This window comes from Proteus vulgaris, from assembly GCF_016239305.1.
GTDB lineage: Bacteria > Pseudomonadota > Gammaproteobacteria > Enterobacterales > Enterobacteriaceae > Proteus > Proteus vulgaris_C.
Map to the genome: position 1 here is coordinate 61291 of NZ_JAEHOQ010000015.1, position 20952 is coordinate 82242.

Sequence of the window (20952 nt, forward strand, 5' to 3'; positions counted from 1 at the left end):
TATTGCTTATATGAATGAATACATATAGCTCTATTGTTCTGATTATTATAAAGGATCTTTATTTTCATGCTGGACTTGCTTGTTCAATGGTACAAACGCCGATTTGCTGATCCACAAGTTATCGCCCTTGTGGTTATCTTAATTGCCGGCTTTTCAATTCTGTACTTCTTTAGTGGCATACTTGCTCCTTTGTTAGTGGCAATTGTACTCGCCTACCTTTTAGAATGGCCAACTCATTTACTTGAGAAATTAGGATGTGTCCGAATTTGGGCCGTATCGATAATTCTGACACTCTTTATCGGTATTAGTGCCATCGTTATTTTGATTTTAGCGCCAACGGTTTGGCAACAAGGGATGACACTGATTTCTGATATCCCAAATATGATCAATAAGTTCAATGCATTTGCACATGAATTGCCAGATCGTTTCCCTGCATTAATGGATGCGGGTATTGTTGATATGATGGCAGAAAATTTACGCAGTAAGTTCTCAACAGTCGCTGAATCCGTCTTAAAAGTGTCTTTAGCTTCATTAATCGGTGTTATCACACTTTCTATTTATCTTATTCTTGTTCCTTTAATGACGTTCTTTTTGCTTAAAGATAAGCAACAAATGCTTAATGCTGTGCGCCGTGTTTTACCAAAAAACAGAATACTGGCAGCACAAGTTTGGATTGAGGTTAACCAGCAAATTACCAACTATATTCGTGGCAAAGTGACAGAAATGGTTATTGTTGGCATCTTTACTTATTTTGTTTTTGCCTTCTTCGATCTACGTTATTCCGTGCTGCTTGCTGTTATTGTAGGTGTCTCTGTTTTAGTGCCTTATGTTGGTGCTGTTTTAGCGACGATCCCTGTCATTGTCATTGCGCTTTCTCAATGGGGATTAGGCTCTGATTTCTGGGCGTTATTTATCGCCTATCTTGTTGTTCAAGGATTAGATAGCAACTTATTAGTACCGATTTTGTACTCAGAAGCGGTGAATATGCATCCTTTGGTTATTATCTTATCCGTGATTATATTTGGTGGTATGTGGGGATTTTGGGGGGTTTTCTTCGCTATTCCATTAGCAACATTGATAAAAGCAGTATTGCATGCACTACCTGATGAAATTGCAAATGAGCAACATATAAAGAAAACTTAAATATAGTATTGAGTTAATAAAAAAACAGACAGTGAAAACTGTCTGTTGTCTTATCAATATAGGTATTTATTTACGGATGCTGGGCAATATATTCTAAAACGATTTGATGGTGATTAGTCGTTTTAAAGCTATCAAAAACGTGTTCAATAACACCGTTTTTATCAATTAAGAAACTAGTACGATGAATACCATCGTAAGTTTTTCCCATAAATTGCTTTTCTCCCCAAATACCAAATTCTTCTGCAACTTTATGATCTTCATCTGAAAGTAATGTAAAGTTTAACATCTCTTTTTCAGCGAAACGGGAAAGTTTTTCTGATTTATCTGTGCTAATACCCAATACTTCGACTTTGGCCTTTTTTAATGTGTCCATTTCATCACGTAAGCCACAAGCTTGTGTCGTACAGCCTGGTGTCATTGCTTTGGGGTAAAAATAAACGAGCACACGTTGACCAGCGAAATCAGATAAATTAATCATTTCTCCATCTTGGTCGGGCAGACTGAATTGAGGCGCCTTTTCACCGGCTTTTAATGGGTTCATTTGGTCATTCTCCATTTTTTACTGTTTCATCATCAGACTATTTACGATACTTATTGTGCCTTGAGCATTTAGCTCTGTACATAACTGATTGAATTTCTCATTAATAACAAGACCGTGATCATCTAATGGATTATGCGCCGTAATTTGTATCTCTAAACGGGCAGGTGTGCCATCTTCTGACGGGTGCGTTTTAGAAATTAATTCAGCAAGATTAAAATTATGCTGGCTAAACAAATTAGTAAAGCGTTCTACAATACCGGGTGCATCTTCAATATCAACCTTCGCTGCAATAGTAGAAGGATAGGTAATGGGAGCACCATTTTTGGTTCTTTTCATGACGGTCAATAAATCAAGTTCCGCACTTTTAATCGGCAACAACGCTTCTAACTGTGCGATAGCGTTCCAGCCACCTGAGAGTAGCATGATAAACGTAAACTCTTGACCAAACATCGCAAGTCGGCTGTCCTCGATATTACATCCGCATTGGCTGACTAATTGTGTAATGGTATCAACAATACCTGGGCGGTCAGCACCTAATGCAGTAATGACGAGAAAATGTTTATCAGGTATGGGCAAAATGAGGTTCCTTTTGACTTTCAGTTTATTCTTAACAGGTAAACACAAATTTTGATTTCTGCCAAGATCCCTTGCTCACTATCTTCAATTATTATATCTCTTTAATTCATATCAAAGAATATTAGCAAATTTCATTAGAAACCTAGAGTTAAGTAGTTTTCAATAGAGCAATGAATGAGTACCATTGAGTATACGTCTATCTCGGAGCAATGATTATGGTGAATAACGAATTTAATTTTACAGGCAGTATGGTGGCACTGGTTACACCAATGGATGCAAAAGGCAATGTTGACCGGGTTAGTTTACGTAAATTAGTTGACTATCATGTTAATGCAGGCAGTGCAGCCATTGTTTCTGTCGGTACAACAGGGGAGTCTGCAACATTAAGTCATGATGAACATGTTGATGTTGTTTTAATGACATTAGATATGGCTGATGGACGTATTCCTGTGATAGCAGGTACGGGTGCTAATGCAACATCTGAAGCGGTTTGGTTTACACAACAATTTGAAAACAAAGGCATTGCAGGTTGTTTAAGTGTGACGCCATATTATAATAAACCTTCACAAGAAGGCTTGTATCAGCACTTTAAAATGATTTCTGAAAGCACCGCACTACCACAAATCCTGTATAATGTGCCAGGGCGTACTGGATGCGATTTATTGCCAGTAACAGTTGCACGTTTAGCCAAGTTGGATAATATTGTGGCAATTAAAGAGGCGACAGGGAACTTAAGTCGGGTTAGTCAAATCCAAGAGTTGGTTAATGATGATAGTTTTATCTTATTAAGTGGAGATGACGCATCATCATTAGACTTTATGCAACTTGGCGGTCACGGTGTTATTTCGGTTACTGCTAACGTTGCTGCGTCAGAGATGGTAGAATTATGTCGATTAGCAAATGCGGGTGAGTTTGCAAAAGCACGCGAACTTAATCGACGTCTGATGGACTTACATCATCAGTTATTTGTTGAACCTAATCCAATCCCAGCTAAATGGGCGTGTCAACGTATTGGATTGATTGAAGACGCCACATTGCGCTTACCTATGACTCCGTTGACATCATCAGGTCAGCAAATTGTCGAGAAAGCGCTGTTAACAGCGGGAATACTGTAAAACTTAGGGAATTTTAATGGCAACACTATTGCATAAATCAAAGATTATGAAAGTCGCGGGTCTGTCGCTGGTGGTTTTACTGGCAGCCTGTTCAAGTGATCAGCGCTATAAACGTCAGGTCAGTGGTGATGAGTCTTATTTAGAGACGGCAGGGCTAAAGAATTTAGCTATTCCGGCGGGTATGGTGTTGCCTTTGCAAAATGGGGAATATGATATTCCAACCCCTAAAAAAACTGAGCCAGTAGGCTTAGCGCTTGATATTCGTCCACCGACTCAAGCGCTGAATTTATTAAGTGGTTCACGTAGTGAAAATAACGCAGATAACAGCAAACTGTTCTTACCTAGCACACCTGAAAATACAACACTGTATGAGCAAGTAACGGCTATCTTAAAGGATAAAGGTGTTGCTATTGCCAAAAGTGATGCAGGGCAAAAAGAAATTCATACTGATTGGATAACATGGTTACGTGCAGATGAAAACGTGCCTTTCCAAACACGCCAGCACTTAGTAATAGCTCAAGCGGGTAATGTAATTTCATTAACAGTGACTAACGAAGGTTTACGCCAAGGCGAAACAGATGTTACTGATCCGACTGAAGTGAAGCGTTATAATATTTTGATGCTTAATGAGCTGGTTGATGGCTTAAACCGTATGCGTAATTTAAGCGAAAATACAGCTACAAGTAATCTTCAAGGTATTATTGATGTCCAGAGTGGTAGTGATAATGCAGGACTTCCAGTGATTATTGTTCGTGCACCATTCGATGTTGTTTGGGATAGATTGCCAATTGCATTAGAAAGTGTGGGAATGAAAATGGGCGACCGCACACGTTCTAAAGGTTCAATTGAAGTGACCTATAAAGGAATGAGTAGCGCAAACTGGAGCTCATTAGGTGTTGATAGACCAACCGTAGAAGAAGCGGATTATAAATTACAAGTGGGTGATTTAAATAACCGTAGTAGCCTACAATTTATCAGTGATAAAGGTAAGCCATTAACACAATCACAGAATGATCAAATGGTTGCAGCGTTGAAGGCCGCTTTCAGTAAACCTGTGAAATAAGCATTCCGCTTTATAAAATAAAGAGAAGCCGCACAATATCGATTGTGCGGTTTTTTTATGTCTTTAATCTACAAAAAGTTATCTATAGTTATCTTTATTTCTAGAATTTTAAATAGAAATTCACTATTAAATTCATCATTAATTGAATGCTCTTTTAATGATAATGTTTAATTCGATGTTACTAATAATATTAATCTTAATGCAATGCTCTTGAATTTATGTAATATAGCGTCAATTCTTATTCTTAATAAAAATAACAAAGCATTCTCTGACTATTTGAAGGAGTATTTATGAGTGCGGGTGATATGATCATTCACTTGATATTAAGTGGGATACTTATTGTAGGTGTTTATCAATTTTATTTTTTTACTCAACGATATACATTGAGAGAAGTGAAAGTAATTAATTCACCTGTTGATGAAAAAATTCCTTTCTGGCCTTGGTGGTCATGGATTTATAGTTTCTTATATTATCCTGCAATTCTATATCTTAACTGGATTATTCAAGACTCAAGACAATTTATTATGATTGTTTTTAGTTATATAGTGTTGTTAGTCATGCAAATGTTTTTCTTTGTAGTATTTCCTGTTGCAACCCCGACACATTGGCGAACCATTAACCCAGGAAAAACAGCATCAGAAAAATTTCTTAAGTTTGTTCAACACTTTGATGATTCATCAAACTGTTTTCCTAGTATGCACGTTTCAGTTGCAACACTTACTGCTTGTCTTGCTTATGCAACGTTAGGACCTTGGGTTTTCTTATTCCCATTATTTATTGCTTTATCTTGTATGTTTACTAAACAACACTATTTAATTGACTTACCAGCAGGTGCCTTATTAGGTTGGTTTGCTTATGAAATCTATTGTTTTATTATGTAATAAAAATTTCATGCCATTTGTATTCGTCAATATATTTGAAAAATACAAAGATAAATGAATAAAAATAACTTATTACAATTTAGTAATAATAATTATGACCAAATTGATTTCTAATGAAAAAGAAATTAGTTTGGTTTTTTTATTCACAATAACTCAAGATAAGTGTAATAAAAAATGAATTAATCTTTTATTAAAATAATATAACTCTAAAAAGGAGATGATACAGTGATATAAACTAAAAATATTCTTATTTTGATTTTTTATATTCTCTATATTCTAACCTTATTATAGATATTCCTTTTATTGGTTAATTATTGTTGTTTTTAATGCTAAAGCTAATAATGCTATTTTATTATCTATAAATTGTGCTGTTATCAGTACGTTATCTTCAAGATTTTTTAGTGATAGCTCTCACGTTTTAAAAGCTTTTTTATCTAATCTAGAGTAAAGTATGGGAAGCAAATTTCTTGTTAAACCTATCACATCTTTGGAGTGTGTCAGATGCAGAAAAAAGCTGAGTTGTATCGTGGAAAGGCCAAAACAGTCTATACCACTGAATCTTCTGATTTTCTTATCCTTGAATTCAGAAATGATACATCAGCGTTAGATGGCCAACGTATTGAACAGTTTGATCGTAAAGGCATGGTAAATAATAAATTTAACCATTTCATTATGAATAAACTGGAAGAAGCGGGTATCCCAACGCAGATGGAACGTTTGCTTTCTGATAATGAAGTGCTAGTCAAAAAACTTGATATGGTACCTGTTGAATGTGTTATCCGTAATCGCGCGGCTGGCTCATTAGTTAAACGTTTAGGCGTTGAAGAAGGTATGCTTTTAAACCCACCTATCTTTGATTTATTCTTAAAAGATGATGCGCGTCATGATCCTATGGTGAATGAATCTTATTGTGAAACCTTTAATTGGGTGTCTAAAGAAAACCTCGCCGAAATGAAACGTCTTAGCTATAAAGCAAACGATGTCCTTAGTGAATTGTTTGATAAAGCAGGGCTTATTTTAGTCGATTTCAAACTCGAATTTGGTCTATTTCACGGTAAAGTTGTACTAGGTGATGAATTCTCTCCTGATGGTAGCCGTCTATGGGATAAAAATACCCTAGATAAAATGGATAAAGACCGTTTCCGTCAAAGCTTAGGCGGGTTAATTGAAGCATATGAAGAAGTTGCACGTCGAATTGGTGTTTCTTTAGACTAAATACGCAAACGATTACGTAAAGCAAAAAAACAATATAATAAAAAAGGTCAGCTTAAAAACTGACCTTTTGTTTTTTATAAAGTGTATTAAACGAATATGATTAAGCAGTTATATTGATAAAATTACGTTTAATAATCAGAATAATCATCGTAATCCTAAGCTTTCTAATAATTGTTTAATTTCATTATTAAGTGCAAGACTATCAAGATATTGATTAATTAATGGTGTTGGCTCAATGAGTGCATATTTGCATAAGAAGATTAGGAAATAGCCCACATACACATCGACCGCAGTCAGGTTTCTGCCACAAATATAAGGATTAGCACTGGCTAACCCCATTTCTAAACAATGAAAAGCTCGTTCAAATGAACCAAAACCAGAGGACTTTTGCTGCTCTTCATTCAACTCTATGCCAAGATCTTTGACTGTAAATGCCGCTTCAATAGGGCCCGCGGTAAAAAAGAACCAACGATAATACGTGGCACGTTCAGGGGAGTTTAGTGCAGGTGCATATCCTTTCTCAATAAACTTATCCGCTAAATAAGCGCAAATTGCGGAAGTTTCTGTAACAATATATTCGCCATCAACTAATGCAGGAACTTTTGCCATTGGATTAATTGCAAGGTATTCAGGGCTATGCATTGGTTCGCCATAAGCTAATTCAACACGCTGATATGGCACATTTAATATTTTCAAGAAAAGCTCAACCGTGTTACCGCGAGACATTGTATTGGTATAAAGAATAAGTTCGCTCATGATGTTTCCTTACTGTGTTGATTGACATAATGTTTGTTTAAATGAAACAGCAAGGTATATATTACGGGAGTTGAGTGTCAGTTATTGTCAGGAGCGTCTTTGAGGATCTCTTTTTTCCATCTATCGAGTAAATAGCTTTTGGGATAAGGCAAATTATCACTTAATACTTCATAAGAAATAATTCTATCGAGCCTAAAATGGCGGTAGCTTTGGCGTAATTCACACCATGCAGCAATGACTTGTGAGTCTTGAAAGTAGCCAACCGCAATCGGCCAAATAATACGATGACTTAGTTGTTTTTGAGCATCTTTATAATTAATCTTCGCTTTTTTTTCTTCACGTAAACTTAAGCGTAGATCTTTAGCAATAGTGTGGTTAACTTCAATAATTCGGTTTGTAGGAACAAATAACGTATTTTGCTCCAGTAATGTTTGATGCTGTGTTGTGACCACGGCATTAATTTTATTAATCGCACGTAATGCTGAGTAGCTTAATTCACTATCTGTATTATTTTCAACCCAACGTAATCCTAAGATAAGGGCTTCTAATTCATTAATATCAAAGGTTAATGGTGGGAGTAATAATCCTGATTTCAATTGATAACCCACACCCGCTTCACCCGTAATTTCAGCACCTTGAGCACGTAGAGACTCAATATCACGATAAATCGAGCGTACACTTATATGTAATTTATCAGCGAGCGCTTCAGCAGTTATGGGATAACGGTTTTCTTTTAAAATTTGTAATAAAGTGAGTAAACGCTGGGTCCGAGTCATCAAGATCTCAATGTGTTAACAAAAAATACAATGTTTAAGAATAAGAATTCTATTATGAAATGACTAGCGTGTATTGAGTTATTTTCTCTAATAGCTTCTATTACCTCGCTCTTAAAAAATAGAGAATAGAGATCGTAATTTTTTGTTATTATCTCAAATCAAGTGATAGATTTACTCATAATAAAGATAAATTAGCCTATTAAAATCGTGGGGATAAGTTATGCGTTGGAATGATCGCCGAAGAAGTAATAATGTAGAAGACCGAAGGGGACAACCTTCCTCTGCATCTGGTGGTGGCAATCTCCCATTAGGATTAATTGCACTTTTACTGCGTACTAAATATGGTTTTGTAATAATTATTGTTTTAGTTATAGCCAGCTTTATGGGATTTGATTTTAACACTTTAACGGGTGGCAACAATCAAGCGCCACAACGTAATGAGCAACAATCCGCACTCTATAATGAAGCTGCCGATTTTAGTAGTGTTATTTTAGCCAGTACGGAAGATTTCTGGCGAACAATTTTTGCAAAAGCAGGAAAACAATATAGTGATCCTAAACTCGTGCTATACACCAATAGTACAACAACACAATGTGGAACTGGCACAAAAATAATGGGGCCATTTTATTGCCCTGCTGATCGAAAAATCTATCTTGATCTCTCTTTTTATAATGAAATGAAAAATAGTTTAGGTGGTGGTGGTGAGTTCGCCCAAGGCTATGTTATTTCTCATGAAGTTGGTCATCATGTTCAGCATTTATTAGGTATTACGACCCAAATGCGTGAAAAGCAACAAATGGCTCACTCAAAAGCTGAAGTAAATCGTTTATCTGTAAAATTAGAGCTACAAGCTGACTGTTTTGCGGGAATGTGGGGGCATTTTATTGCAGGTGAAGGCCGTATTGATGAAAGTGATTTATTAACTGCAATTAAAACAGCGCAAGCTATTGGTGATGATAAATTACAGCAACAACAGCAAGGTTATGCCGTACCGGACAGTTTTACACATGGTACTGCAGAACAACGTAAAACTTGGTTTATGCGTGGGTATAACAGTGGCAATATTAAATCTTGCGATACATTTGCTTCTTCGTCTTTGAACTAATACCATCCTTCGGTAAATAAAAGACAATTAACACTATAAAGAGAAAGGGTTAGGAACAAACATGAGCAATGTTGATCCCTCATTATTAATTTTACTAGTCCTCGCTGGACTCGGTATTATTAGTCATAATATGACCGTAACGTTAGCCATGCTGGCTTTATTAGTTATTAAAATCACACCATTAAACCAATATTTTCCTGTTGTCGAAAAATATGGCATGACCATAGGGATCTTAATTCTTACCATCGGTGTAATGACTCCCATTGCAACGGGGCGTATATCAGGACAAGAAGTTCTTAATTCCTTCTTAAATTGGAAATCACTATTAGCGATTGCTATTGGTATCGCTGTTTCTTGGTTGGGTGCTAGAGGTGTTTCTTTAATGAATAACCAGCCTTCAACGGTTGCTGGCTTATTAGTGGGAACGGTGATTGGAGTGGCGCTTTTCCGAGGTGTTCCTGTTGGGCCATTAATTGCCGCCGGTATTCTTTCGTTATTAATAGGTAAATCCTAGCAGTGTCATTTTCTCATTTGCATCAGTATCAGCAAAAGTTAGCGCGATTTGGGCAACGTCAATTATTGCTATTAGCGGGCGATCCTACATGGCAAACAGAACAGATCCAGCAAATTACTCAGTTATGCCAAGGTGATTGGATAACGATTTCATCCTGTCAGCCTAATGCTATTTTACCAGAACATGCTATCCGTTTGTTAGGGCGAGAGTTTCTACATGCTATTTTTGATGCTAATGAAGGATTTAATACCGATGCTTTAGCCATGTTAACGGGCACATTAAAAGCAGGTAGTTTATTGATCCTGTGCTTACCTGATATTGAGAGTTGGGATAGCTACATAGATAACGATAGTCAGCGCTGGAATGATGCTCAAGGTGTACTTTCAACACCAAACTTTATGGTATGGCTAAAAGAGATCACTTTAGGTGATGGTCAAGTGATTGTATGGCAACAATCAACATTGTTAAAATTACCTACAATGATTGAAGTAGCTAAATCTTGGGTGCTTCCACAAGGTGAACCGACCGCAGAACAGCAAATGATTTTAGATAATTTGCTTATATCAATATCTGGTGTTTGGAGTGTTATTGCACCAAGAGGGCGTGGAAAATCAGCGCTTGCTGGTATGTTTATCGAGCAATATCAAGGTAATGTGATAGTTTGTGCACCTGCTAAAAATAGTACTGATGTTTTATCTTCCCATACCAATAAAGCTATTTCATTTTACTCTCCTGATAATTTATTAGCACAGTGTATAAATAACGAAATTCAAAGTAATTGGTTGATTATTGATGAAGCAGCTTCTCTACCGATTGCACAATTAGAGGCGCTGTGTGGTTATTTTTCTAATGTGTTAATGACAACTACAGTACAAGGCTATGAGGGAACAGGGCGCGGTTTTATGCTTAAATTAGGAGATAACATTCCTAATTTACGCACCTATCAATTACAAACACCAATTCGTTGGGCTAAAGATTGCCCATTAGAAAATTGGCTTAATCAGTTGTTATTGCTTGATGAGCCTGAGTATGACTTTGAATGCCAACAACAAGGTGAAGTTGATATTCAGCAGCTTCAGGGAGATTGGCATAATAATATTCCACAATTACATGAGTTTTATCAACTACTTACTAGCGCTCACTATCGGACAACTCCGTTGGATCTACGGCGTTTACTTGATGGCCAAAAACAGCGTTATTGGTCAGCGACAATCAATAAAAAAATTGTGGGTGCCGTGTGGTGTATTGAAGAAGGGGGATTACCTTTCGAACTAGCTTATGATGTATGGCTGGGTACGCGTAGGCCTAGAGGTAATCTACTTGCACAATCATTAGTCACCTATGGTTTAACGCCAGATGCGGTGTGTTTAACCTCATTGCGTATTAGTCGAATTGCCGTTTTACCTCAATATCGACGCCAGAAAATTGCCGCAACTTTAATAACTAATATTGTAACAGAGAGCCAAAAACAGGCTATTGATTACCTTTCAGTAAGCTTTGGTTACACCGAAGTTTTAGCGCAGTTTTGGATGCAATGTGGCTTTCAAATAGTACGATTAGGGGTACATAAAGAGGCAAGTAGTGGATGTTATGCCGCAATGGCGATTTATCCACTAACAGAAAAAGGTGAACAGTTATTGCGCTCGTCTTTAAGGGCTTTTGCTTTGCAATATCAGCAGATAAAACAGCAAACAGGCATCTGTTTATCAACGAAATTGCTACCGCATGATATTACTACACCACAAGACGCTTGGTTAATGATGGCAGGTTTCGCATTTGCTCATCGTCCGGTACTCACCGCTTATGAGAGTGTTGCCAATTTTTTGGTAGGTTATGAGCAACACTATCCGTTATTAGTGGCTTTTTTTATAGAAAATAAGACCGTTGAGCAATGTGTGGCTGAATTTTCTTTATCAGGAAAAAAAGTCTTAACTAAGCAACTAAGAGAACAATGCGCGAAATTAATGGCTGAAAAAGATCCCCAATTAACATCGCGTTATCAACAGTGGTTAGCTACTTATTCTCATCCTTCTTGTTTTGATTTTGTTTAGGCCAATCATCTTCATCATCCCATTTATCATTAAAATCACGGTGTGGGGGTAATTTCCGCTTATTTTTAAGAAATTGTTTAGGATCGATTTTGTTCATATCTTTAATTGCATTAATAATAATTCCCACCAAAAGAATTAAAATAACCCACCAATAGTCAGCAAACCAGTGCATAAATAAACCTTCTGTTTTAAAATCGTTATTGAGAATGAGGATCTTTTTTATTTAACGCTATAAAATAACCAGATACAGCATAAGTTGGAAAAGCACAGTATGAAACGGATAGTATTAATTATAGCAGGTTGGTTATGTGTTGGATTAGCCACATTAGGTGTTATTTTGCCTGTATTACCCACAACACCTTTTTTATTACTTGCAGCATGGTGTTTTTCACGCTCATCAACACATTTTCATTATTGGTTGCTTTACCGCTCTTGGTTTGGCCCTTATTTGCGTTACTGGCAAGCTTATCGCGCTATGCCTAAAGGAGCGAAACCTAAAGCTATATTAGTGATCTTAATTACTTTTGCGATTTCACTGTGGTTAGTATCAATGCTATGGGTCAGAATATTATTACTCATGATCCTAGTTTGTTTATTAATTTTTATGTGGAGACTTCCTGTAAACGATCAACAAGAAGCCCCATGTGAGAAATAATTTTATTCAGGCAAAACAATATAACGCGAAAATATCTCGTCAAGATTAGCTAATAACCATTGTTTACCATAAATATCTTCTTCCTCTAACACTGATTTAAGAATTTCCGGTGTGTAAGCAAGTGAGGCTTCATGAGATAGAGGCCAATAACTGATATGCCAGGGTTCGTAAGCAATATCGCTCTCTTTATGAGTAAAAGGGCGATAAAAATCATATGCTGACATATTTTCCGTTAACCACTCATTAAGTTCTGCAAAATAGCCTCCATTTTCATACTCCCAAGGTTCTAACTGTAATGATTGTCCTTCAGGTAAGCGAAAAGGGTCGTAAATATCAATTTCAGTTCCCCAATGGTGGCGGCTTGCTCCCGGTAGTGCTGACCATTTTAAAATGGCCGTACAACGTTCACCTTCTGATAATGAATGAATGTCAATTGGCTGGCTTTGTGCATCTAAAACAGGGCGCGTTCCTTCAAATTTGCCATTCCATATTGCTAGTTGGCGATTAAAATCGCGAAAAGAGCTGGCTGGCATTAATTTAAAGCCTGCTTTTGTTGCTTGTTGCTGTAATGCTAAAAATGCTTTAGTGGCATTAAATTGTAAACGGTGTTGGCCTGACAAGGTGACCAAATGATCAGTAGAACGACCCGTTAACATTAGAGGCGTTATCATAAAATAAGTTGCTCCATCACTCGTTGATAGATCCGACTAAGTTGCTGTAAATCTGCCGCATTAACGCATTCATTCACTTTATGGATAGTTGCATTTACAGGCCCTAACTCAACAACTTGCGCTCCCATTTGAGCTATAAATCGCCCATCAGAAGTGCCTCCGCTGGTGGAGAGCTCTGGATCTAAATTGGTGTAATGTTTAACAGAATAACGAACCGCTTCAAGCAATTTACCTTGACCTGTAATAAAAGGTTGACCTGATAAAGACCACTCTAAATGGTAACGAAGTTGATATTTTTGCAATAAATCTTCTGTACGTTGGCGAATTTCTTCATCCGTGATCGCGGTGCTAAAACGGAAATTAAATTGGATAAATAATTCACCAGGAATAACATTGTTACTGCCAGTACCCGCATGAATATTGGCAATTTGCATGGTTGTCGCAGGGAAGAATTCGTTGCCTTCATCCCAAACCGTATTGACTAACTCTTGAATAAAAGGGGATGCGGTATGAATAGGATTTTCTGCGAGGTGAGGGTAAGCGACATGTCCTTGTACACCTTGAATTAATAAATTCGCTGTTATTGAGCCACGTCGTCCATTTTTTACCATATCACCTAATTGATGTTGGCTTGAGGGTTCACCGACAAGGCAATAATCAAGACGTTCACCTCGTGACATCAAAGATTGCACAACTTTTACCGTACCATCTGCTGCTTTTGCTTCTTCATCAGAGGTAATTAGAAAAGCTAGTCGTCCACGATGATCAGGATAAGAACGAACAAAACGTTCTGCGGCGACAATCATTGCAGCAAGAGAACCTTTCATATCGGCGGCACCGCGACCATAAAGCATGCCATCACGTATTGATGGTTCAAACGGTGGCTGTTCCCATAATGCAGGATCTCCAGTAGGAACGACATCTGTATGACCCGCAAAGGCCAGTGTTTCTCCCTCACCACCACGGCAAGCCCATAAATTCTCAGTTTCACCAAAAGGCATTCTTTCAATAGTAAAACCAAGAGGAGCCAGCCTATCAATAATCAATTGTTGACAACCTTGATCGTCAGGGCTTATCGAAGGGCGTGAAATTAATTGTTGTGCAAGTTCAATAACAGGACAGGACATAAATTTTAGGCTCCTGTAAAGGTCAAATAGTCATTAGTATTAAAACCGACAATAAAGCGGTTATCTGATGAGACAAGAATAGGGCGCTTAATGATAGCGGGTTTATCTACCATCAGTGAGATAGCAGAGGTAACATCTGTAATTGCATTTTTTTCTTCATCAGATAATTGGCGCCAAGTTGTTCCTCTTTTATTCACAAGTGTCTGCCAATCTAAATTTTCTGTAAAGGTGCGTAATAATGCTTCCGTCAAACCCTCTTTGCGGTAATCATGAAACGTGTAAGGAACATGATTATCATCTAGCCATTTACGTGCTTTTTTGATTGTATCGCAATTTTTTATGCCGTACATGGTATATGTCAGGTTTGTCGTGGACATGATATTTTCCTTATATGACAATACGTAATATTAGTATTGATGAGAATGAGTGTTATACAATTTCAAAATAACAGCTTTTGTTGTAGTGAAAAATCCTATTTACATTATAAAATATATCGGATATTAAACTGTCACGTTAGTGTAACGAATTGTGTAGCGTAGAGTAATACAAATACGAATAAAGATTTCCGTTGGTAAAAGAGAATATGAAAAGTATTTCACTGAGTCTTATATTACTTTTACTTTCTTCTTTTAGCTGGGCAGATGAAGAAAATGACAGTCAAAAAGTTGATGAGTATAAAATAGCCTTAGAGGCTTTTTTTAACAGTGATTATTTATTGTGTTTGGGCGAAGGGAAATGGCCTGTGTATAGCAATGAAGATGACGCACCTTGGGTGCTAGAAAGAATGCATGCATTAGTTGAGGCTGGATTGATTGAACAAACAGCAAATGGAGAAGAATGGGTGTTCAATCTCACTGAAAAAGGACACAAAGCGTGGCAACCTTACCAAGACTTCTGCTATGGTCATCTGTTTATTAGCCAAATAAAAGAGATCCAGCCGTTAGGATCAGGCAAAAGTAAAATTTATTTCTATTATGGTGTAAAAGGCATTCCTTCATGGGCAACCAATGAGGAAATACAATCTGCTTTTAGTGAGCTTGATATTGTTATCAATGGGATTAATCGGGAGCTTTATCAGTTAAATATTGAAAAAATGCCAGATAACCATTTTAAAGTGTTAAGTTATCCTGTTCCTATTGAATAATGAATGATTTAATACAGAATTAAGTAAGATACTCAATGATAACTCTGATTACCCCGACCCAGTGTCGGGGTAAAACGTTTAATACTGGTGCTTAATAAGAATAAGGCTGGCAGCTAAACGAGAAGTGACTTGCAGTTTCTTTAAAATGTTACGAATGTGAACTTTCACTGTTTCTTCAGAAATAAATAAGTTTTCAGCAATTTGTTTGTTTTTCATACCAACTGACACTTCATGAAGGACATCAAGCTCTCTTTTCGTAAGAGCTGAAAGTGGATCAGAATAGTTTTGCCTAAGTTGGATATATTGCCAAACTCGCTCGCTATAAACAGGATGTCCAACAGCTGCCTTACGTAAGCTCAGTAACAGCATATCTAATTCACACTCTTTTAAAAGATAACCGTTTGCGCCTGCATCCAACGCAGCATAAACATCGTTGCGTGAATCAGAAACGGATAAAACAAGAACGTAAGATGTTAAACCAGAACGACGAAGTGTCCGAATAGTATCAATACCTGAACGCCCTTGTAGATTTAAATCCATCATAATTAAATCTGGATTTAATTGTTTTGCAGCGGTTACAGCCTCTTGAGCATTGCCACTTTCGCTTACTACGACAAAGTCCTTGTCTTTTTCTAACAATAGCCGTAATCCATATCTCATGATAGGGTGATCATCCACTATCATAATTGAGTAGCTAGGCATAACCCCTCTCCCTAAAAAAAAATAATAATGTGCGTAATCTTTCCAAAAGTAGAAAATAAAAAAGTAAATTCCAAATGAGGAATAAAAATTAGAATCAGACATCTTATTAAAACAATAAGAAAATAAAATTGACGGTTGGCAATATTACACCAATTATTGTTACGGGTAAAAAAGAAAATAACCAAAACGCCTAACAAAAAATCTAATTCTGTAAAATCTTTATAGTTACAATGAGTTGTACGGAAATGAGTCTATTTTAAAAATAATCAACAAGCGAAAATAGTTATTGTTTTTTAAATAATATAAAAAATTTAATTATTTTAAATGTTAATTTAATGTCTGGTAAATAATAAACAAATATTGTCTTTTTTCTGTTCGAGTTTATTACAGTAGGTAAAATTAAACGACGTTAATAATATACCTATAACTAGGTATTAATTGTTTATAATAAATCTAGAATATTGACCTTTAATGGTCAGTTTTCATTCAAATTAAATGAGTAAAACGTTTTTTAATTGGATCCATAGGACTGTTTTTAATGACTGTTTTTATTTTAAGTGATCACAACTAATATCAATCAATGCCCAAAATAGCTACATAGGTTGTTCTATAAGCTCTTGTGACTGTAAAAATAGGCAGTGCATTCTAGTTTACTAAATTGAAAAAAGTGTCGGAGCCGTCATGATTTAACGCTCCATTACCATTATACTAACGAAGCCCTTACCCTATTGATACAAAGGATATGAAGATGGAAGACACATTAAAACAAAGCGCTCTAGATTTTCATGAATTTCCCGTACCAGGTAAAATCACAGTTACACCTACAAAGCCGTTAATTACCCAACGCGATCTGGCATTAGCTTATTCGCCGGGTGTTGCAGCACCCTGTTTAGAAATTGTAGCTGATCCTCTTGCCGCTAATCGCTATACCGCTAAAGGTAACCTTGTTGGGGTGATTTCAAATGGTACGGCAGTGCTTGGACTTGGAAATATTGGAGCCTTAGCCGGTAAACCAGTAATGGAAGGTAAAGGCGTTTTGTTTAAGAAGTTTTCTGGTGTTGATGTTTTTGACATTGAAGTTAATGAAACGGATCCTGATAAACTTGTTGATATTATTGCTTCATTAGAGCCTACTTTTGGTGGAATTAACCTTGAAGATATTAAAGCACCAGAGTGTTTCTATATTGAGCAAAAATTGCGTGAAAGAATGAATATCCCTGTTTTCCATGATGATCAACATGGTACTGCGATTATCTCAACTGCGGCGATCCTCAACGGTTTACGCATTATTCGTAAAGATATTAGTAAAGTAAAATTAGTGGTATCTGGGGCAGGTGCGGCTTCTATCGCTTGTATGAATCTATTAGTCGCTTTAGGGCTAACACGTGAAAATATCACAGTATGTGACTCAAAAGGAGTTATCTACCGTGGTCGTGAAGCTAATATGGCAGAAACCAAAGCCGCCTATGCGATTGAAGACAATGGTACGCGCACATTAGATGATGTTATTAATAATGCTGATATCTTCTTAGGTTGTTCAGGGCCTGGTGTATTAACACAAGAAATGGTTAAAAAAATGGCGCGTGATCCACTTATTCTTGCGCTTGCAAATCCAGAGCCTGAAATTTTACCTCCATTAGCAAAAGCGGTACGTTCTGATGCGATTATCTGTACAGGTCGTTCAGATTACCCAAATCAGGTTAATAACGTATTGTGTTTTCCTTTCATTTTCCGTGGTGCATTAGACGTCGGTGCGACGGCGATTAATGAAGAGATGAAACTCGCGTGTGTACATGCTATCGCAGAGCTTGCACTGGCAGAGCAAAACGAAGAAGTCGCTTCAGCGTATGGTGATCAAGAGCTCTCTTTTGGTCCAGAATACATTATTCCAAAACCGTTTGATCCACGCTTGATTGTAAAAATTGCACCGGCAGTTGCAAAAGCGGCAATGGATTCGGGTGTTGCAACTCGCCCAATTGAAGATTTCTCGGTTTATATCGAACATCTTAATGAGTTTGTTTATAAAACTAACTTATTTATGAAACCTATTTTCTCTCAAGCAAAAAAAGAGAAAAAACGCATTGTTTTAGCTGAAGGCGAAGAAAACCGCGTATTACATGCCACACAAGAACTCGTTACATTAGGTTTAGCAACTCCAATCTTAATTGGCCGCCCTAGTGTTATTGAAATGCGTATTCAAAAACTGGGTTTACATATTCAAGCTGGCAAAGATTTTGAAGTAGTGAATAATGAAAATGACCCACGTTTCAAAGAATACTGGCAAGAATATCACCAAATTATGAAACGTCGTGGTGTCTCTCAAGAACAAGCTCGTCGTGCAATGATTGGTAATCCAACGCTTATAGGCGCCATTATGGTGCGTAGAGGTGAAGCAGATGGCTTGATTTGCGGTACAGTAGGAAGCTATGCAGAGCATTTCGAAATCTATAAAAATGTGTTTGGTTTACGTGAAGGAATGGAAACGGCAGGAGCAATGAATGCACTGTTATTACCAAGTGGTAATACTTTCATTACAGATACCTACGTTAATGAAGATCCAACTGCTGAACAACTGGCTGATATTACTTTGATGGCCGCAGATACCATTCGTCGCTTTGGTATTGAACCAAAAGCAGCGCTAGTTTCTCGCTCAAGTTTTGGCTCTTTTGATAGTCCATCATCAATCAAACTCAGAAAAGCGTTAGAAATTATCAAACAACGCGCACCTGAATTAGAAATTGATGGTGAAATGCATGCCGATGCCGCATTAGTAGAGTCCATTCGCCGTGATGTGATGCCTGATAGCCCATTAAAAGGCTCTGCGAATTTACTTATTATGCCAACAATGGAAGCTGCTCGTATCAGTTATAACTTATTACGAGTAACGAGCTCTGATGGTGTGACTGTGGGGCCTGTTTTAATGGGGGTCGCTAAACCAGCTCATATTTTAACGCCAATTGCATCAGTACGTCGTATCGTAAATATGGTGGCATTAGCTGTTGTTGAAGCTCAAGCTCAAAATTAATAATTATAAATTAAATAGTTATATAAGAAGGCGCCTTTTCCAAGGCGCTTTTTTTATACTTAAAAATTTACACAGAGCATTAAATGTAAACAAAGACAATAATGATATTGATAATTATTAGCAATAGCATTAATCTGTGGCCATATTAATATAGTATATATAACTAATGGGTGATTATGTTTCTCTTAATATCAAAAAGGATCTTTCTGCTAGTTTCATTAATAAGCCTTTCAGCATGTCATTCGATAGAAAAGCAACCTGTATCAACTGTAGATCTGGCAATTATTCAGTCGGCAAACATTATCGATACTCAAACTGGGCAATCTATCACGGCAGATACACTGTTAACTCGGTTAGCAAGCCAACCTCGAGTGATCATAGGTGAAAAACATGACAATGCTTATCATCATGATATTGAATATTGGTTAATGACAGAACTGCCTAAAAAGCGCCCTCAAGGCACTGTTTTACTCGAGATGTTAACACCAAGCCAGCAATCATTAGTTGATAGTACGAAGAAACGTTATTCAGGCTCTGAATATCTACGAGATGAACGCCTAATGGCAGCATTAAAATGGAATTCAGGCTGGCCCTGGAAATGGTATGGCAACATTGTTAAAGCAGGGCTAAGCGCTGATTATCCTTTATTAGCAGCCAATATTGATCGCAGTGAAATATCTAGTGCGTATAAAAATCCGCCTATTATTGAAGGTGTGCATTCAACTGATGCATCTGTTCGTCAACTTATTCAAAAAACAATCGAACTTTCTCATGGCGGTGCGCTTGATAAAACACAAGCAGAAAAAATGACGGTTATTCAGCAATTGCGAGATCGTGCAATGGCGAAAAGTTTATTGAATGCTCCTATTCCTGCACTTTTAATTGCTGGCTCTTTTCATGCCACAAAAATAATGGGTGTGCCTTTACACGTTGCTGATTTAGCGCCGAATGAAAACGTGACTGTCGTGATAATGACGGAAGAGGGAAGTGATGTGACTTCAGTTCATGCCGATTATCTTTGGATAACACCTGTCGCATTACCTTAATTTATAGATAACACGATTATGCTTATTTCCTCTTGTATGGATCAAATGCCAAAATTTCAGCTTTGTAGTTCTAAAGCATTTATTTTGGCTATCGGTGTACATGTTATTTTTGTCATGGCTTATTTTTTTCTTAATAAAGAAAATACGGTATTAATACAAGAGCCAGAATTAGCAGTAATGATGAGCTTAAGTGAAAACGTACAAGCACTCAGTGATGAAAAAAAGTTTGTAGGAGTCGATCAACAACTGGCAGTGGCAAGCCAAAAAAAGATAGAGCAAGATATTACTGAAAAGCAACCTGATCTTATTGTAAATGAAAATGCTGATATTTTGATCGAAAAACCCCAAAAAAGGGTCAATGTAGAGCAAGCTGCTAAAATAACTCCTGTTACCTCTCCTGTAAAACCTGCACCTATTATGAGTGAAAATGTGTCTAGCCAATCAGCACCTTCAAGTAGTCGTTCCGCGGCGAGACAGCAATCTAATGATGTTAGTGCAAATTATGACAGTGATTCGGATAGTTCAGAAAGCGCATTAGCATTATGGCAAGCTAAAACAAAAGGGCACCTTAATCGCTATAAAGCCTATCCTGAAGAAGCAAAAAGTAAAGGTAGAACGGGTATTTCTAAAGTGCGCTTTATTGTTAATGAACAAGGTTATGTCATATCGAGCGAATTAATTCTCAGTAGTGGCGTGCGTTCTTTAGATAGAGAAGCACAAAGAGTACTCAAGCGCGCAGAACCCTTACCGATACCGCCGATAGAGTTATTGTCGAAAGGTAAAATAATAGTTGAAATGCCAATTGAGTTTTCTACACTAACGTTCTAACAACAGGTTAAAAAGGAA

22 protein-coding genes are annotated in these 20952 nt (G+C 37.1%); 13 read left to right on the plus strand and 9 right to left on the minus strand.

All coding sequences use genetic code 11. The annotated features are described in order from the left end of the window. Positions 1-66: 66 nt before the first annotated feature. Positions 67-1143, plus strand: a complete 1077-nt coding sequence (locus JEP40_RS12035; RefSeq protein ID WP_198623743.1) for an AI-2E family transporter — start codon at positions 67-69, stop codon at positions 1141-1143. A 70-nt stretch (positions 1144-1213) separates the two neighbouring features. Here the strand turns inward: JEP40_RS12035 and bcp are convergent, their stop codons facing one another. Next, positions 1214-1684 carry a thioredoxin-dependent thiol peroxidase gene (bcp, locus tag JEP40_RS12040; RefSeq protein ID WP_198623744.1) on the minus strand — a complete coding sequence of 157 codons (471 nt, stop codon included), beginning with the start codon at positions 1682-1684 and terminating at the stop codon, positions 1214-1216. A gap of 18 nt (positions 1685-1702) precedes the next feature. Beyond that, complete coding sequence (locus tag JEP40_RS12045) at positions 1703-2260, minus strand: glycine cleavage system transcriptional repressor (RefSeq protein WP_072068422.1); 558 nt, start codon at positions 2258-2260, stop codon at positions 1703-1705. 215 nt (positions 2261-2475) lie between these two features. Here JEP40_RS12045 and dapA point away from each other — a divergent pair, with 215 nt between their 5' ends. The 4 genes from dapA (at position 2476) to purC (ending at position 6534) form a co-directional block, all read left to right on the plus strand. Continuing rightward, entirely contained in the window at positions 2476-3375 is a 900-nt protein-coding gene (gene dapA, locus JEP40_RS12050) for a 4-hydroxy-tetrahydrodipicolinate synthase (protein ID WP_198623745.1), read from the plus strand. 16 nt (positions 3376-3391) lie between these two features. Continuing rightward, entirely contained in the window at positions 3392-4438 is a 1047-nt protein-coding gene (bamC, locus tag JEP40_RS12055; protein WP_198623746.1) for an outer membrane protein assembly factor BamC, read from the plus strand. A gap of 290 nt (positions 4439-4728) precedes the next feature. After that, positions 4729-5319, plus strand: coding sequence for a phosphatase PAP2 family protein (locus tag JEP40_RS12060; protein WP_198623747.1), 591 nt, complete (start codon positions 4729-4731; stop codon positions 5317-5319). A gap of 501 nt (positions 5320-5820) precedes the next feature. After that, a complete protein-coding gene (gene purC / locus JEP40_RS12065) occupies positions 5821-6534 on the plus strand; it encodes a phosphoribosylaminoimidazolesuccinocarboxamide synthase (RefSeq protein ID WP_072068417.1) in 714 nt (237 codons plus the stop codon). A 144-nt stretch (positions 6535-6678) separates the two neighbouring features. Here the strand turns inward: purC and JEP40_RS12070 are convergent, their stop codons facing one another. Next, the gene (locus JEP40_RS12070; protein WP_198623748.1) at positions 6679-7290 is read right to left on the minus strand and encodes a glutathione S-transferase family protein; all 612 of its coding nucleotides are present in this window, start codon (positions 7288-7290) and stop codon (positions 6679-6681) included. 77 nt (positions 7291-7367) lie between these two features. Then, positions 7368-8066, minus strand: a complete 699-nt coding sequence (locus JEP40_RS12075) for a helix-turn-helix transcriptional regulator (protein ID WP_198623749.1) — start codon at positions 8064-8066, stop codon at positions 7368-7370. A gap of 220 nt (positions 8067-8286) precedes the next feature. Here JEP40_RS12075 and JEP40_RS12080 point away from each other — a divergent pair, with 220 nt between their 5' ends. The 3 genes from JEP40_RS12080 to JEP40_RS12090 all read left to right on the plus strand — a co-directional run bounded on the left by JEP40_RS12080 (position 8287) and on the right by JEP40_RS12090 (position 11736). Beyond that, positions 8287-9171, plus strand: coding sequence for a neutral zinc metallopeptidase (locus tag JEP40_RS12080; RefSeq protein ID WP_198623750.1), 885 nt, complete (start codon positions 8287-8289; stop codon positions 9169-9171). Positions 9172-9232: 61 nt separating this feature from the next. Next, positions 9233-9685, plus strand: a complete 453-nt coding sequence (locus tag JEP40_RS12085; protein WP_006533030.1) for a DUF441 domain-containing protein — start codon at positions 9233-9235, stop codon at positions 9683-9685. A 2-nt stretch (positions 9686-9687) separates the two neighbouring features. Further along, the gene (locus JEP40_RS12090) at positions 9688-11736 is read left to right on the plus strand and encodes a tRNA(Met) cytidine acetyltransferase TmcA (RefSeq protein WP_198623751.1); all 2049 of its coding nucleotides are present in this window, start codon (positions 9688-9690) and stop codon (positions 11734-11736) included. On the opposite strand, the gene JEP40_RS12095 is transcribed toward JEP40_RS12090, so the two are convergent. Further along, positions 11699-11908 carry a YpfN family protein gene (locus tag JEP40_RS12095; RefSeq protein WP_036936107.1) on the minus strand — a complete coding sequence of 70 codons (210 nt, stop codon included), beginning with the start codon at positions 11906-11908 and terminating at the stop codon, positions 11699-11701. The two genes, JEP40_RS12090 and JEP40_RS12095, sit on opposite strands and share 38 nt — an antisense overlap. Before the next feature lie 99 nt (positions 11909-12007). Here JEP40_RS12095 and JEP40_RS12100 point away from each other — a divergent pair, with 99 nt between their 5' ends. Then, positions 12008-12391, plus strand: a complete 384-nt coding sequence (locus tag JEP40_RS12100; protein WP_198623752.1) for a DUF454 family protein — start codon at positions 12008-12010, stop codon at positions 12389-12391. A gap of 2 nt (positions 12392-12393) precedes the next feature. Here the strand turns inward: JEP40_RS12100 and JEP40_RS12105 are convergent, their stop codons facing one another. The 3 genes from JEP40_RS12105 to JEP40_RS12115 are packed head-to-tail and all read right to left on the minus strand — an operon-like array spanning position 12394 to position 14566. Continuing rightward, positions 12394-13062, minus strand: coding sequence for a M15 family metallopeptidase (locus JEP40_RS12105; RefSeq protein ID WP_198623753.1), 669 nt, complete (start codon positions 13060-13062; stop codon positions 12394-12396). After that, positions 13059-14189, minus strand: a complete 1131-nt coding sequence (dapE, locus tag JEP40_RS12110; protein ID WP_198623754.1) for a succinyl-diaminopimelate desuccinylase — start codon at positions 14187-14189, stop codon at positions 13059-13061. The genes JEP40_RS12105 and dapE overlap by 4 nt, the downstream gene beginning before the upstream one ends. Positions 14190-14194: 5 nt before the next feature. Then, positions 14195-14566: an ArsC family reductase gene (locus JEP40_RS12115; protein WP_198623755.1), complete on the minus strand. Its 372-nt coding sequence runs from the start codon at positions 14564-14566 to the stop codon at positions 14195-14197. A gap of 206 nt (positions 14567-14772) precedes the next feature. On the opposite strand from JEP40_RS12115, the gene JEP40_RS12120 reads away from it, so the two are divergent. Beyond that, complete coding sequence (locus tag JEP40_RS12120; protein WP_198623756.1) at positions 14773-15333, plus strand: hypothetical protein; 561 nt, start codon at positions 14773-14775, stop codon at positions 15331-15333. Positions 15334-15411: 78 nt separating this feature from the next. Here the strand turns inward: JEP40_RS12120 and JEP40_RS12125 are convergent, their stop codons facing one another. Next, complete coding sequence (locus JEP40_RS12125; RefSeq protein WP_072068404.1) at positions 15412-16035, minus strand: response regulator; 624 nt, start codon at positions 16033-16035, stop codon at positions 15412-15414. Positions 16036-16783: 748 nt separating this feature from the next. Here JEP40_RS12125 and maeB point away from each other — a divergent pair. The 3 genes from maeB to JEP40_RS12140 all read left to right on the plus strand — a co-directional run bounded on the left by maeB (position 16784) and on the right by JEP40_RS12140 (position 20934). Further along, complete coding sequence (gene maeB / locus JEP40_RS12130; RefSeq protein ID WP_198623757.1) at positions 16784-19060, plus strand: NADP-dependent oxaloacetate-decarboxylating malate dehydrogenase; 2277 nt, start codon at positions 16784-16786, stop codon at positions 19058-19060. Positions 19061-19236: 176 nt separating this feature from the next. Continuing rightward, a complete protein-coding gene (locus JEP40_RS12135; protein WP_198623758.1) occupies positions 19237-20106 on the plus strand; it encodes a ChaN family lipoprotein in 870 nt (289 codons plus the stop codon). Between the two features lie 45 nt (positions 20107-20151). Next, positions 20152-20934, plus strand: coding sequence for an energy transducer TonB family protein (locus JEP40_RS12140; RefSeq protein ID WP_232799266.1), 783 nt, complete (start codon positions 20152-20154; stop codon positions 20932-20934). Positions 20935-20952: the final 18 nt, after the last annotated feature.

Excerpts from the sequence above, each read along its gene's own strand:
- JEP40_RS12120 (WP_198623756.1), top strand. The coding sequence starts at position 14,773 with ATGAAAAGTATTTCACTGAGTCTTATATTACTTTTACTTTCTTCTTTT.
- JEP40_RS12075 (WP_198623749.1), bottom strand. The coding sequence starts at position 8,066 with ATGACTCGGACCCAGCGTTTACTCACTTTATTACAAATTTTAAAAGAA.
- JEP40_RS12095 (WP_036936107.1), bottom strand. The coding sequence starts at position 11,908 with ATGCACTGGTTTGCTGACTATTGGTGGGTTATTTTAATTCTTTTGGTG.
- JEP40_RS12135 (WP_198623758.1), top strand. The coding sequence starts at position 19,237 with ATGTTTCTCTTAATATCAAAAAGGATCTTTCTGCTAGTTTCATTAATA.
- JEP40_RS12060 (WP_198623747.1), top strand. The coding sequence starts at position 4,729 with ATGAGTGCGGGTGATATGATCATTCACTTGATATTAAGTGGGATACTT.
- bamC (WP_198623746.1), top strand. The coding sequence starts at position 3,392 with ATGGCAACACTATTGCATAAATCAAAGATTATGAAAGTCGCGGGTCTG.
- maeB (WP_198623757.1), top strand. The coding sequence starts at position 16,784 with ATGGAAGACACATTAAAACAAAGCGCTCTAGATTTTCATGAATTTCCC.
- bcp (WP_198623744.1), bottom strand. The coding sequence starts at position 1,684 with ATGAACCCATTAAAAGCCGGTGAAAAGGCGCCTCAATTCAGTCTGCCC.
- JEP40_RS12035 (WP_198623743.1), top strand. The coding sequence starts at position 67 with ATGCTGGACTTGCTTGTTCAATGGTACAAACGCCGATTTGCTGATCCA.
- dapA (WP_198623745.1), top strand. The coding sequence starts at position 2,476 with ATGGTGAATAACGAATTTAATTTTACAGGCAGTATGGTGGCACTGGTT.
- JEP40_RS12070 (WP_198623748.1), bottom strand. The coding sequence starts at position 7,290 with ATGAGCGAACTTATTCTTTATACCAATACAATGTCTCGCGGTAACACG.
- JEP40_RS12080 (WP_198623750.1), top strand. The coding sequence starts at position 8,287 with ATGCGTTGGAATGATCGCCGAAGAAGTAATAATGTAGAAGACCGAAGG.
- purC (WP_072068417.1), top strand. The coding sequence starts at position 5,821 with ATGCAGAAAAAAGCTGAGTTGTATCGTGGAAAGGCCAAAACAGTCTAT.
- dapE (WP_198623754.1), bottom strand. The coding sequence starts at position 14,189 with ATGTCCTGTCCTGTTATTGAACTTGCACAACAATTAATTTCACGCCCT.
- JEP40_RS12140 (WP_232799266.1), top strand. The coding sequence starts at position 20,152 with ATGCCAAAATTTCAGCTTTGTAGTTCTAAAGCATTTATTTTGGCTATC.
- JEP40_RS12100 (WP_198623752.1), top strand. The coding sequence starts at position 12,008 with ATGAAACGGATAGTATTAATTATAGCAGGTTGGTTATGTGTTGGATTA.
- JEP40_RS12105 (WP_198623753.1), bottom strand. The coding sequence starts at position 13,062 with ATGATAACGCCTCTAATGTTAACGGGTCGTTCTACTGATCATTTGGTC.
- JEP40_RS12085 (WP_006533030.1), top strand. The coding sequence starts at position 9,233 with ATGAGCAATGTTGATCCCTCATTATTAATTTTACTAGTCCTCGCTGGA.
- JEP40_RS12125 (WP_072068404.1), bottom strand. The coding sequence starts at position 16,035 with ATGCCTAGCTACTCAATTATGATAGTGGATGATCACCCTATCATGAGA.
- JEP40_RS12115 (WP_198623755.1), bottom strand. The coding sequence starts at position 14,566 with ATGTCCACGACAAACCTGACATATACCATGTACGGCATAAAAAATTGC.